We start from the raw sequence: 12,394 nt of genomic DNA on the forward strand, positions 1-12,394 counted from the left end.
GGCTGGAAACACGGGGACCAACATCATGCACGCCTATCGCAGCCATACCTGCGGCGACCTGACCGCCGCCCATGCCGGGGATACCGTCCGCCTGTCGGGCTGGGTCCACCGCGTGCGCGATCACGGCGGCGTGCTGTTCGTCGATCTGCGCGACCATTACGGCATGACGCAGGTGCTGGCCGACAGCGACAGCCCCGCCTTTGCCGCGATGGAGCGCCTGCGCGCCGAGACCGTCATCCGCATCGACGGGCGGGTGAAGCTGCGCGATGCGTCGCTGGTCAATGCCAAGCTGCCCACCGGCGAGATCGAGGTTTACGCCACCGATGTCGAGGTGCTTGGCCCCGCGGATGAGCTGCCGCTGCCGGTCTTCGGCGATCAGGACTATCCCGAGGAAACCCGGCTGGCCTATCGCTTTCTGGACCTGCGCCGCGAGAGCCTGCACAACAATATCATGCTGCGGAGCAAGGTGGTCCGCTCGATCCGCAACCGCATGTGGGATCAGGGCTTTACCGAATTCCAGACCCCGATCATCACGGCGTCGTCCCCCGAAGGCGCGCGCGATTTTCTGGTGCCCTCGCGCCTGCATCCGGGCAAGTTCTATGCGCTGCCGCAGGCGCCGCAGCAGTTCAAGCAGCTGATCATGGTCGCGGGCTTCGACAAGTATTTCCAGATCGCGCCCTGCTTCCGCGACGAAGACCCCCGCGCCGACCGCAGCCCCACCGATTTCTACCAGCTCGACCTTGAGATGTCCTTTGTCGAGCAAGAGGATGTCTTTGCCACCATCCAGCCGGTCATTCAGGGTCTGTTCGAGGAATTCGGCGGTCGTCCGGTCGATAGTGACTGGCCGCGCATCCCCTATGCCGAGGCGCTGCTGAAGTACGGCAGCGACAAGCCCGACCTGCGCAACCCGATCGAGATGCAGGTCGTCAGCGATCATTTCCGGGGGTCCGGCTTTGGTATCTTTGCCAAGCTGCTGGAGCAGGCGGGCACCGAGGTCCGCGCCATTCCCGCGCCCACGGGCGGGTCGCGCAAATTCGCCGACCGGATGAACGCGTTTGCCCAACAGCAGGGTCTGCCGGGGATGGGCTATATCATCTGGCGCAAGAAAGGCACCTACGATCCGGCTGAATACAAAGTTGTTCGTGATCTTTTTACCGGGAAAGAGCGGCTCGCCAAGGATGGGGATGGGCTACTCGCATACATTGCTGACAAGCACTCCAAGGACGCTGCCGCACAGGAAATTGCTGATGCGCTAAGTTCAGGCGACAGGACGAAAGCAGAATTTTTGATTGAAGCGCATTTTGGCGAGATTGAGGCCGCTGGTCCTATCGCCAAGGCGCTCGGCGTCGAAAAGACCGAAGCCATCCGTGTGCAACTGGGTCTGGCCGAAGGCGACGCCGCCTTCTTCCTCGGCGGCAAGCCCGAGCAGTTCGAGGCGGTCGCAGGCCGTGCGCGGAACGAGATCGGGCGCGAACTGGGTCTGACGCAGGAAAACCAGTTCAAATTCGCCTGGATCGTCGATTTCCCGATGTATGAGAAGACCGACGAGGGCAAGATCGACTTCAGTCACAACCCCTTCTCGATGCCGCAGGGCGGGATGGAGGCGCTGAATGGCGACCCGCTGGACGTGCTGGGCTATCAATACGATCTGGCCTGCAACGGCTATGAGCTGATCAGCGGCGCGATCCGCAACCACAAGCCCGAGATCATGTTCAAGGCGTTCGAGCTGGCAGGCTATCCGGCCTCGGAGGTCGAAAAGCGCTTTGGCGGCATGGTCAAGGCGTTCCGCTATGGCGCGCCGCCGCATGGTGGGTGCGCGGCGGGCATCGACCGCATCGTGATGCTGCTGGCCGATGAGCAGAACATCCGCGAGGTGATCATGTTCCCGATGAACCAGCGCGCCGAGGACCTGATGATGGGCGCGCCAAGCGAACCCACCAACGAACAGATGCGCGACCTGCGCCTGCGCGCCCTGCCGAAAGAGTGATCGGCTTCCCCCGGCGCCAGACTGCTGCCGGGGGCTGCTAGATTTCGGCCACGCGGGCCAGACGGTCATGGACCATGCTGCTGACCCGCGCCAGATCGGTCGCCAGCGCGTTGCCTGCCTGATGGTCGCGCGCCAGCGCGGCCGCCGCAGCCTCGAGCGCCGGGTCATGGGCCGAGCGGGCCACCCCCGCCAGAAACCGCGCGATATAGTCGATCGAGGTCGTGTCACGCGCGCTGTTCAGGATGTCGGCCACATGGGCCAGATCGTCGCGCAGGCCCGAGGTGTCGGGCTGGATCATGTCGTCGGGCAGCAACCGCAGCCCGTGGCCGGTCTGGTCGGCGGGCAGGACCGACAGGATCGCCTGCTGGAATGCCGCAAGGCTTTCGATCGGCTTGGCCAGAAACCCGTCGGCGCCTGCCGCCAGTGCCGCAGGCCCGGCATCGGGATCGCCGGAAATGCCCAGAATGACCGAAACGCGCGGCTCGGCCTGTGCCATCTGGCGGATCAGGCTGGTGCCGTCGCCATCGGGTAGCCCCAGATCGACGATCACCACGGCCGGGCGATAGGTCTGCAGATGCCGCGCCGCCGAGCGCAGGCAGTCGGCGCGGCGGATGCGCGCACCCGAGCGCAGACACAGCAGGCGCACGGCCTCGCTGGCAAAGCGCGAATCCTCGACCACCAGCACCGTCAGCCCGGCCAGCGGGCGGCGCGGCAGCGATAAACGCCACATGGGCAAGGGCTTGTCCGTTCCGGTTCCGGCAGTTGTCAGCATCGTTCAGTCCCCCTGTTACGGCCTCTCACCAGTAAAGCGCCGATTCGCTAAGGCGCGGTTAACCGCGACCGGTTTTTCTTTCCCCCTGCCGTTGAAAGGCGTAGAAACCCGGCCAGACCGGAGGGTGAGATGATCGGACGACTGAACCATGTGGCGATTGCCGTGCCCGACCTTGCGGCGGCGGCGGCGCAATACTGCGAGACGCTGGGGGCGGTGGTGCATCCGCCGCTGGACCAGCCGGAGCATGGTGTCACGGTGGCCTTCATCGACCTGCCCAACACCAAGATCGAACTGGTTGCGCCCTTGGGTGAGGGCAGCCCGATCCGGGGCTTTCTGGACAAGAACCCGGCGGGTGGCATCCACCATATCTGCTATGAGGTCGATGACATCCTTGCGGCCCGCGACCGGCTGACTGCCAGCGGCGCGCGGGTGCTGGGCACGGGCGAACCAAAGACCGGCGCCCATGGCAAGCCGGTGCTGTTCCTGCACCCCAAGGACTTCAACGGCTGCCTTATCGAACTGGAGCAAATCTGATGAATCTGACCGGCGGTATCGTTCTGTTTGCGTCTTTGTGGTTTCTGACGCTGTTCGTGGTCATGCCCATCGGCCAGCGCAGTCAGGCCGATGCGGGTGAGGTGCTGGCGGGCACCCATGCCGGTGCCCCTGCGGGCGTGGCCTGGCGGCGCAAGCTGATCTGGACGACGCTGATCACGGCGCTGATGTGGTCGGCGATCGCCTATGTCATCTTCAGTGGCGCGATCACGCGGGCGGATATTTCCAATCTGGATCAGCTGATCCGCTGACCATCTGGAACAGATGCGCGAAGGCCGCCGCCGCCAGCAGCGGCAGCGCGATATTCACCACCGGGATCGTCAGCCCGATGGCCACCAGCACCCCGGTGACGAACACCGTGCCCGAATGGCTGCGGCGCAGGGCATGGGCCTGCGCCTCGGGCAGGTGGCGGCGGGCGGCCATCTGGAAGAATTCGCGCCCCAGCAGCCAGCCATTCGCGCCGTAAAACAACAGCGGCGCCAGCGGCCCCAGAAACGGCGTCAGCAGCAGCGAGACCAGCCCGATGGCAAGCACGGCCAGCATGACCGCGCCCGCCTCGATCAGGCCATCCATGAAATCGGGCGAGACACCTTGGCGGCCGGGATAGTGCAGCCGCTCGACCGCCTCGGCGACGTTTTCGGCAAACAGGCCGGAAAAGGCGGCGGCGACCGGCGCCATCAGGAAGAACCCCAGCAGCGGAAACAGCGCCAGCGAGCCCCAGGACAGCATCACGCCGAACTCGATCTGGCCCAGCAGCGGCAGCGTGATCCCGCCCGGCACCCAGAGCCGCAACAGCCAGAAAATCACCACCTGCAGGCCGATGAACAGCCCGATGGTCAGCGCGATCCCCAGCAGCACCAGCCGCAGCACCGAAGGCCGCAGCAGGTCCCGCCAGCCGCGCAGCAGCGCCTGAACCGCGCGGATCATTCCAGCCAGCGCGTCTTGGCGGCGATGTCGGGGCGCGGGCGGTCGGGCGGCGGCGTGCCGCGCGTGCCGATATGGACCAGCCCGGCGATCCGTTCGGACGGCTCAAGGCCCAGATGCGCCTGCGCAAAGGGCTGGTTCAGCGCGGCAAACCCCGTCAGCCAGCTTGCCCCCCAGCCCGAGGCCAGCGCCGCGTTCACCAGCCCCAGACAGACCGCGCCCACCGACAGCATCTGCTCCCATGCCGGAACCTTGGGGCTGTCGACGGGCGCATAGACCACCGCCACCACCAGCGGTGAGGCCAGCGCCGAGGCGGCCTTGTCGGCGGCAGCAGCGTCCTGCCCGTCCGCCAGCACGGCGCGGTGCAGGGCGGGGGCAAGCCGGTCCAGCGCGGGCCGGGTCAGCACGACAAAGCGCCACGGCTCCAGCTTGCCGTGATCGGGGGCGCGGGCGGCAAGGGTCAGCAGGCGCGTGACCTCATCGCGGTCGGGGGCAGGGGCGGTCAGCAGCTTGGGCGGATGCGAACGGCGTGCGGCCAGAAAGGCCAGCGCGGCCTCGTTGCGATGTTCCATGGCGGTCTCCTGTGGCGGTCACTTGCCTCGGGCGCAGGGCGCAGGGCGTAGGGTGCGGGGCGCGGTTGGGGCAAGATGTTTCAGATGCGGCGCGGGGCTGCAAGCGGGCTTGTCTTCGCCGCGTCCCGGCGCAAGACAGGGGCATGGTCGATCTGTCCCACCTTGCCACCCCCGGCACCACCATTGCGCTGCGCGCCACCCCACGCGCCCGGCGCAATGCCCTGAGCCTGAGTGACGGGCAGTTGCGCGCCCATGTCACCGCCCCGCCCGAGGATGGCCGCGCCAATGCCGCCGTCACCAAAATGCTGGCCAAGGCGCTTGGGGTGGCGCCGTCGCGGCTGACGCTGCTGCGCGGGGCAACCGCCCGCGACAAGCTGTTCCGTCTGGACTAGCCGCGCGGCTCCAGCCGGTAATTGCCCTCGGGCAGGTTCAGCGCGGCGCGCAGCTCGGCCAGCTGGTGCAGGGTCAGGGTGACGCGCACGACCTCATCCCCGTCATGGCTCATCTGTTCAAGCACCACCCGGTCGTCGAAATTCAGAATGACCACATCCTCGTTCAGAGGGCGTGTGTTCGGCTCTGCCTCGTCGATCAGCGTGATGACGGTGGCGTCGAAATCATGCTCGATGGTGAACATCGCATTCTCCTGTCTGGCTCGTCCCGACAATCGCGTGATCCGGGGCCGGGGGCAAGCACCGGGGTTTGCGCCCGGTTTCTGCGCAGGATATGCTGGGTCCAGCAAGCAGTATGACAAGATCGGGACGGTGCCATGGGGCTGAGGTTAAGCGGGTTTCCGGCACTGATCCTGTCAGGGTTTCTGGCGCTTGGGGCCTGCGCGCCGATGCCGATGGATATGCCGACCGCGCCCGGCCCCGCTGTGGGACAGGTCACGCGGATCACCCTGCCGCAACCGGCAGCGTCGCATCAGGGCACACCCGATGCCGCCGCGCGGACCTTTGTGCAGGTGATGCGTCGGATGGAGCCCGCCGTCCGCGAGGAATGCCTGCTGCGCCGCACCCGCCCGATCAGCTGCGAATTTGCCTTTGTCGTCGACGACCGGCCGGGGATGGAGCCGAACGCCTTCCAGACCGTGGACCGCAACGGCCGCCCGATCGTGGGCTTTACCCTGTCGCTGATCGCCCAGACCCGCAATGCCGACGAGATCGCCTTTGTCGTGGGCCACGAGGCGGCGCATCACATTCTGAACCACCTTGACCGGCGTTCGGGGGCGGCCACGGCGGCGGCGGTCGTGCTGGGCTCGCTTGCCTCGGCCTATGGCGGCGATCCGTCGGCGGTCGAACGCGCGCAGCAGCTGGGCGCCTCGGTCGGGTCGCGCTATTACTCGCGCGAATGGGAGCTGGAGGCCGATTACCTCGGCTCGATCATTGCGCTGAATGCCGGGTTCAACCCGCTGAACGGCGCCCGCCTGTTCGAGCGCATCGCAGATCCCGGCAACCATGTTCTGGGAACCCACCCCTCGCGGGCGCAGCGGATGGGGCAGGTGGCCCGCGCTGTCAGGGATGTCGAGACGGGGCGCATAAGGTAGACCGCCCATGGCAGCCCGGATCGAGAGGTTCAGCCGCGTCAGATGGCTTTTGCTTGAAAAGACCCAGAAACTCTGGGTCCGGGTGACGGGCTTTGCCGTTCTGGGCGTGCTGACGGCGGCGCTGGGGTTTTTCCTTCAGCATGTGATCCCGGACGGGCTGGCGGGCCGGATCGGGGTCGATGCGGTCGAATCGATCCTTGAAATCATCGCCTCGTCCATGCTGACGGTGACGACCTTTTCGCTGTCGATCCTGACGGCAGCCTATGCCACGGCCAGTTCGGGCGCGACGCCGCGTTCGGTGCGGCTGCTGGTGCGCGACCCGACCAGCCAGACCGTGCTGGCGACATTCATCGGCGCGTTCGTGTTCAGCCTCGTCAGCCTGATCATGCTGAAAACGCGGCTTTATGGCGATGAGGGCCGGGTGGTTCTGTTCGGCGCGACGGTGCTGGTGATCCTGATCGTCGTGATCTCGCTGCTGCGCTGGATCGACCGGCTGGGCGAGATGGGGCTGATCGGCGACACGCTGGCCCAGCTTGAAGGCGTCACCTCGACCGCGCTGGCCGAGCGGCTGGCATCGCCCTGGCTGGGGGCCAACCCGCTGCGCGGCCCCCCGCCCGAGGGATGCACGCCCGTCTTCCCCGACAGGGTCGGCCATGTCCAGCATTGCGATATGGCGCGGCTGTCGAAACTGGCCGAAGAGCATGGGGTGACGGTCTATCTTCAGGTCACGCCGGGGGATCTGGCCCATCCCGGTCAGCCCGCGCTGGTGGTGGCCCATATGCCGCCAGAGGCTGGCGATCTGGGCGCGCAACTGCTGGCCTGCCTGACCCTGCGCCCGCAGCGCGACTTTCGTCAGGACCCCCGCTTTGGCTTTGTCGCCCTGTCCGAGATGGGCCAGCGCGCGCTGTCGCCTGCCGTCAACGATCCGGGCACCGCCATCGCGGTGGCGCAGGCCGTGCTGCGCATCATGTCGCAATGGCGCGAACATGCCGTGCCCGAGGTCAGCTATCCGCGTCTCTATCTGCCCTCGTTGACCGTGGCCGAAATCCTGCGCGACAGCTTTCTGCCGCTTGCGCGCGACGGGGCCGCCTATGCCGAGGTGCATCTGTCCCTGCAGCAGACCCTGCTGGCCCTTGGTCGAATAGCACCGCAGGTTTTTGCGACCTCCGCTGGCCAGCTGTCTGACGACATGCTGCGCCTTGCAGATCTGCCCGCGATGCTGCCCGAGCAGGCTCAGCACCTGCAAGATGTCGCAAAAAAGATCCGAGCGGACGGTCAAGACGTTGTGGCTTTGGGGTAACCGGCCGACCACGACGCGAAAAAACTTACAGGTTCTTAAGAAAAAAGCTGGCAAGTCGGCGGGTTTCTGCTTTACTCCAAAAGTGCTTAGAATGTGAACAGATATAGCTTGACAAGTGGACGTTGTGCGTCCTGACGGAAGAGGGTTCTCCATGATCGGTGTCGTCGTTTGGGCAAATGAGTTGCGCGAAAAGGCGATCATCTGGTGTGAAGATCAGTCTACCCTCGCCTATCTTCAGGGCCGTGCAAACCTGTGCGATCCGGGGGGGAAGTGGCCGCTTCCCGGCGATCTGGTCGAGCTTGAGACCCGCACGATCGGCAATCTGCGCCATGCCCTGTCGGTCTCGATGCTGTCCGAGCAAAGCTGCCCGCACCTTCCTCATGTGCTGGCCAACTCATCCCCCGCCAGAACCGAGCCGCATCTCCGGGTCGTCAGTTCGCGCGACGCAGGCCCCTCACAGGACACGCGCGAGATCATCGCGCGCCCCCGGCCCAGAACGACGGCGGCGCGCTGAAGTCAGGCGGGCTGCGGTTCAGACGCCGCGCGCGAGTGCCGCAACCCCTGTGCGCGCAATGTCGATCAGCCCCAGCGGACGCATCAGATCTGCGAAGGCATCCAGCTTTGAGGGCGTTCCGACCAGTTCGAACACAAAGCTCTCCAGCGTCGAATCAACGACATTGGCCCGGAAAATCTCGGCGATCCGCAGGGCCTCGACCCGTTTTTCGCCGTGACCCCTGACCTTGAACAGCCCCAGTTCCCGCTCGACCGCCGGGCCCTCGACCGTCAGGTCGTGGACCTCGTGCACGGGTACGATGCGGCCAAGCTGCGCCTTGATCTGTTCGATCACGGCGGGCGTGCCGCGCGTGACCACGGTAATGCGCGAGCGGTGCCCGGTATGGTCCACCTCGGCGACGGTCAGGCTGTCGATATTATAGCCGCGACCGGAAAACAGCCCGATGACGCGGGCCAGCACACCCGGCTCATTCTCGACCATCACGGCAAGCGTGTGGCTTTCCTCGACCTGCGAGTTCGGGTCGCGCAGGTCATAGGCCGAATGGCTCGACATGCCCTTCTGGATGTTCAGTGCGTTCATGATCCTACCCTTTTCCTTGCTGCGTCCGGTCAGACCAGAACCGCGCCTTCGGACTCGATGACGCCCAGAGTTTCAGCCTCACCCAGCAGCATCTCGTTATGCGGCTTGCCCGAGGGGATCATCGGGAAGCAGTTCTCGTGCTTCTCGACCAGCACATCCAGAATGAACGGGCCGTCATAGTCGAGCATCTGCTGGATTGCCTCGTCCAGATGGGCGGGATCGCGGACCTGCGCGCCCTTGCATCCGAAGGCCTCGGCCAGCTTGACGAAATCGGGCAGGCTGTCGGACCATGACTGGCTGTACCGCTCGCCATGCAGCAATTGCTGCCACTGGCGCACCATGCCCAGCCGTTCGTTGTTCAGGATGAACTGCTTGACCGGCAGGCGGAACTGCACCGCCGTTCCCATTTCCTGCATGTTCATCAGCCAGCTGGCATCGCCCGCCACGTTGATGACCAGCGCGTCCGGATGCGCCATCTGCACCCCGATCGAGGCCGGCAGGCCATAGCCCATCGTGCCAAGCCCGCCCGAGGTCATCCAGCGGTTCGGTGCCTCGAAGCCCAGATATTGCGCGGCCCACATCTGATGCTGGCCCACCTCGGTGGTGATATAGCGGTCATGGTCCTTGGTCAGCGCCTCAAGCCGTTCCAGCGCGTGCTGCGGTTTGATGATGGTGCTGCTGTTCCGATAGGACAGGCATTTCTTCGCGCGCCACATCCCGATCTGCTGCCACCAGCCGTCCAGACCCGCACGGTTCACCTTGCGGCCGCGCGATTTCCAGACCTTCAGCATGTCTTCCAGCACATGGCCGACATCGCCGATAATGGGCACATCGACGCGCACGACCTTGTTGATCGAGGACGGGTCGATGTCGATATGCGCCTTGACCGAGCCGGGGCTGAAATCCGCGATCCGGCCGGTGATACGGTCGTCAAAGCGGGCGCCGACATTGATCATCAGATCGCAGCCATGCATCGCCAGATTGGCCTCATAGGTGCCGTGCATCCCCAGCATCCCCAGCCATTTGTCGCCCGAGGCCGGATAGGCGCCCAGACCCATCAGCGTCGAAGTGACCGGAAAGCCCGTGGCCTCGACCAGTTCGCGCAACAGCTGGCTGGCGCCGGGGCCTGAATTGATGACGCCGCCGCCGGTATAGAACACCGGGCGCTCGGCCTGCTCGATCAGTTCGACCAACTGCGTGATCGCGCCCAGATCGCCCTTTTTCACCGGCTGATAGCGGCTGGCCTCGACCTGTTTCGGGCCGACATAGGTGCCGGTTGCAAACTGCACATCCTTGGGGATGTCGACCAGAACCGGGCCGGGCCGCCCCGACGTGGCGACATAGAATGCCTTGTGGATCGTCTCGGACAGCTTCTCGGTGTCCTTGACCAGCCAGTTATGCTTGGTGCAGGGGCGGGTGATGCCGACGGTATCGGCCTCCTGGAACCCATCGGTACCGATCATGAAGGTGGGCACCTGACCCGACAGAACGACCAGCGGGATCGAATCCAGCAGCGCGTCGGTCAGACCGGTGACGGCATTCGTCGCACCGGGCCCCGAGGTCACCAGCACGACGCCCGGCTTGCCGGTCGACCGGGCATAGCCCTCGGCCATATGGACGGCGCCCTGTTCGTGGCGCACCAGAACATGGGTGATGTCGTTTTGCTGAAAAATCTCGTCATAGATGGGTAGCACCGCCCCGCCCGGATAGCCGAATACGCAATCGACGCCCTGATCGCGCAGCGCTTCGACCACCATTCTCGCACCCGTCATTGTTCGGGACATATCTCTAGCTCCATCACAAGATCATCTGACCGCGGGCGCATCATCGCCCTCCCGCGTCGGCGCAAACTATTGTCGCGTCCGGGCAGGGTCAATGCCTTTGGATGGAGAAAATGACGCAGGTTCGCCCGCTTTTGAAATTATATTGCGCGTAACCTGGTGGTCGGTCGGGCGCTGGCTCAGCGATCGAATTGCGGCAATGCGATCCGGGCGACCTGCTCGACAATGGGATCGACCGACAGGGGGTGCGCCTCGTCGGAATGGGCAATGGGGTCGCCGATGTCCTGCCAGGCGCCGTTCTTGTAGATTTCCAGCGCGCTGAACCCGGCCTTGTAATCCATCTTGCGGCTGCCGGGCACCCAATAGCCCAGATAGACATAGGGCAAACCGGCGGCGCGGGCGATCTCGATATGATCCAGAATGATATGGGTGCCCAGGCTGGTCGCGCGCAGCCGGGGGTCGTAAAAGCTGTAAACGAGGCTCAGCCCGTCATCCAGAATGTCGGTCAGACAGACGGCGGCCAGATGTCCGTCACCGGCCTCGACCTCGGGCAGGTTCGCGTCATTGCAGCGATATTCGATCACCCGCGTCTTGACCGGCGTTTCCTCGATCATGGCCGCGAACTCGAAAATATCCATATCGGCCATGCCGCCATCGGCGTGGCGGCTGTCCAGATAGCGGCGGAACAGATCGAATTGCTCCTCGGTCGCCCATGCGCTGGTGGCCAGCCGCCGCAGCGCACCGTTGCGCGCCCGCACGCGGCGCTGCGTGCGCGTGGGCGTGAAATCCGCCACCCGGATGCGCGCCGACATGCAGGCCACGCAGGTCTCGCAGCTGGGCCGGTAAAGAACATTCTGCGAGCGGCGAAACCCCTGCCGCGACAGGGCGTTGTTCAGTTCGGTCGCGTTGTCGCCCTGAAGGGCCGTGAACAGTTTGCGTTCAGCCCGGCCGTGCAGATATGGGCAGGGCTGCGGCGCCGTCACATAGAACTGTGGCGCATGCGGCAATGTATGGCGCATCAGGCGCCCTCCGCGCGGGCAGTGAACGGGTCAGGGCTGTTCATCCCGAAGCTGCGCCATCCATGTCGCCTGTGGTTGTAATGCGAAAGCCTAACAACGATTTTCTGGCACGCCAAGCGCGGAAAGCCGCGACGGCGCCATGAATAGCGATATGCGGGGCCGGATGTTGCGTTGACGCCCCCCTGCCTTTGCGCAGATCATGGGCGCATGAGCTTTGCCCGACGCATCACCCGCCTGCCGCTGCCGGTCGATCCCGACCGCGCCTCTGACCTGACCGCGCTGTTTGCGGGCCTTGAACCGCCCTTGCGCAACCTGATCGCGGGGGCCGGGGGCAGCAGCCCCTATCTGGCAGATCTGATCCGCAAAGAGGCGGGCTGGCTGCCGCAGGGGCTGGACCATGACGATGTCGTGGCCCGTGAGACCGACGGTTTCGAGGCGCTGTCCCCCGATGAGCTGAGCGTGGCCCTGCGCCGGGCCAAGCGGCGCGTGGCGCTGATGACGGCGCTGGCCGATCTGGGCGGCGTCTGGCCGCTGGAACAGGTGACCGGCGCGCTGTCCGATCTGGCCGACCGGGCCGTCGATCTGGCCCTGCGCGCCCATGTCGCGGTCGAGGCGCGGCGCGGCAAGCTGCCCGAAACCGATGCCGACGCGGGCGGCGTCTTTGCGCTGGCGATGGGCAAGGGCGGCGCGGGCGAGCTGAACTACAGCTCGGACATCGACCTGATCGTGTTGTTTGACGAAACCGCCTATCCCGCCGACAGCCAGATGGAGGCCCGCGCGGCGCTGATCCGCGCCACCCGCAAGATGGCCGCGACCCTGTCGGACGTGACCGATCACGGCTATGTCTTCCG

Annotated in this window: 14 protein-coding genes and 1 pseudogene; 8 read left to right on the plus strand and 7 right to left on the minus strand. The window is 65.4% G+C overall.

Annotation, left to right across the window (positions count from 1 at the left end):
* Positions 1 to 25: 25 nt before the first annotated feature.
* The gene (gene aspS, locus ACK41U_RS17855) at positions 26 to 1,987 is read left to right on the plus strand and encodes an aspartate--tRNA ligase (protein ID WP_409683209.1); all 1,962 of its coding nucleotides are present in this window, start codon (positions 26 to 28) and stop codon (positions 1,985 to 1,987) included.
* A 37-nt stretch (positions 1,988 to 2,024) separates the two neighbouring features.
* Here aspS and ACK41U_RS17860 read toward each other — a convergent pair whose 3' ends face one another.
* Positions 2,025 to 2,717 (minus strand): response regulator, encoded by a 693-nt coding sequence (locus ACK41U_RS17860; RefSeq protein ID WP_409683175.1) that lies wholly within the window; start codon positions 2,715 to 2,717, stop codon positions 2,025 to 2,027.
* Between the two features lie 171 nt (positions 2,718 to 2,888).
* Between ACK41U_RS17860 and mce the strand changes: the two genes are divergently transcribed.
* Together mce and ACK41U_RS17870 are read left to right on the plus strand one after the other, a co-directional pair.
* On the plus strand, positions 2,889 to 3,293 hold the full coding sequence (gene mce / locus ACK41U_RS17865; protein ID WP_409683178.1) for a methylmalonyl-CoA epimerase: 405 nt from the start codon (positions 2,889 to 2,891) through the stop codon (positions 3,291 to 3,293).
* A complete protein-coding gene (locus tag ACK41U_RS17870; protein ID WP_409683180.1) occupies positions 3,293 to 3,562 on the plus strand; it encodes a DUF1467 family protein in 270 nt (89 codons plus the stop codon). Before mce ends, ACK41U_RS17870 begins: the two co-directional genes overlap by 1 nt.
* Here the strand turns inward: ACK41U_RS17870 and ACK41U_RS17875 are convergent.
* Positions 3,519 to 4,238, minus strand: coding sequence for an EI24 domain-containing protein (locus ACK41U_RS17875; RefSeq protein ID WP_409683183.1), 720 nt, complete (start codon positions 4,236 to 4,238; stop codon positions 3,519 to 3,521). The genes ACK41U_RS17870 and ACK41U_RS17875 overlap by 44 nt on opposite strands.
* Positions 4,235 to 4,807: a nitroreductase family protein gene (locus ACK41U_RS17880; protein WP_409683186.1), complete on the minus strand. Its 573-nt coding sequence runs from the start codon at positions 4,805 to 4,807 to the stop codon at positions 4,235 to 4,237. Before ACK41U_RS17880 ends, ACK41U_RS17875 begins: the two co-directional genes overlap by 4 nt.
* A 143-nt stretch (positions 4,808 to 4,950) precedes the next feature.
* Here ACK41U_RS17880 and ACK41U_RS17885 point away from each other — a divergent pair, with 143 nt between their 5' ends.
* The gene (locus ACK41U_RS17885) at positions 4,951 to 5,199 is read left to right on the plus strand and encodes a DUF167 domain-containing protein (RefSeq protein ID WP_409683189.1); all 249 of its coding nucleotides are present in this window, start codon (positions 4,951 to 4,953) and stop codon (positions 5,197 to 5,199) included.
* Here the strand turns inward: ACK41U_RS17885 and ACK41U_RS17890 are convergent.
* The gene (locus ACK41U_RS17890; protein WP_409683192.1) at positions 5,196 to 5,441 is read right to left on the minus strand and encodes a hypothetical protein; all 246 of its coding nucleotides are present in this window, start codon (positions 5,439 to 5,441) and stop codon (positions 5,196 to 5,198) included. The two genes, ACK41U_RS17885 and ACK41U_RS17890, sit on opposite strands and share 4 nt — an antisense overlap.
* 132 nt (positions 5,442 to 5,573) lie before the next feature.
* Between ACK41U_RS17890 and ACK41U_RS17895 the strand changes: the two genes are divergently transcribed.
* From ACK41U_RS17895 to ACK41U_RS17905, 3 genes are all read left to right on the plus strand, one after another.
* The gene (locus ACK41U_RS17895) at positions 5,574 to 6,350 is read left to right on the plus strand and encodes a M48 family metalloprotease (protein WP_409683194.1); all 777 of its coding nucleotides are present in this window, start codon (positions 5,574 to 5,576) and stop codon (positions 6,348 to 6,350) included.
* A gap of 7 nt (positions 6,351 to 6,357) precedes the next feature.
* Positions 6,358 to 7,650 carry a DUF2254 domain-containing protein gene (locus ACK41U_RS17900; protein WP_409683197.1) on the plus strand — a complete coding sequence of 431 codons (1,293 nt, stop codon included), beginning with the start codon at positions 6,358 to 6,360 and terminating at the stop codon, positions 7,648 to 7,650.
* Between the two features lie 151 nt (positions 7,651 to 7,801).
* Positions 7,802 to 8,164, plus strand: a complete 363-nt coding sequence (locus tag ACK41U_RS17905; RefSeq protein ID WP_409683200.1) for a hypothetical protein — start codon at positions 7,802 to 7,804, stop codon at positions 8,162 to 8,164.
* Between the two features lie 18 nt (positions 8,165 to 8,182).
* Here the strand turns inward: ACK41U_RS17905 and ilvN are convergent, their stop codons facing one another.
* From ilvN to ACK41U_RS17920, 3 genes are all read right to left on the minus strand, one after another.
* A complete protein-coding gene (ilvN, locus tag ACK41U_RS17910; protein ID WP_409683203.1) occupies positions 8,183 to 8,743 on the minus strand; it encodes an acetolactate synthase small subunit in 561 nt (186 codons plus the stop codon).
* Between the two features lie 29 nt (positions 8,744 to 8,772).
* Complete coding sequence (locus ACK41U_RS17915) at positions 8,773 to 10,527, minus strand: acetolactate synthase 3 large subunit (RefSeq protein ID WP_409683205.1); 1,755 nt, start codon at positions 10,525 to 10,527, stop codon at positions 8,773 to 8,775.
* A 176-nt stretch (positions 10,528 to 10,703) separates the two neighbouring features.
* On the minus strand, positions 10,704 to 11,543 hold the full coding sequence (locus ACK41U_RS17920) for an arginyltransferase (RefSeq protein WP_409683207.1): 840 nt from the start codon (positions 11,541 to 11,543) through the stop codon (positions 10,704 to 10,706).
* Positions 11,544 to 11,750: 207 nt separating this feature from the next.
* On the opposite strand from ACK41U_RS17920, the pseudogene ACK41U_RS17925 reads away from it, so the two are divergent.
* Positions 11,751 to 12,394 (plus strand): annotated as a pseudogene (locus ACK41U_RS17925) (glutamine-synthetase adenylyltransferase); the annotation flags it as partial.

The sequence above is a fragment of the Paracoccus sp. (in: a-proteobacteria) genome (assembly GCF_046289755.1).
GTDB lineage: Bacteria > Pseudomonadota > Alphaproteobacteria > Rhodobacterales > Rhodobacteraceae > Paracoccus.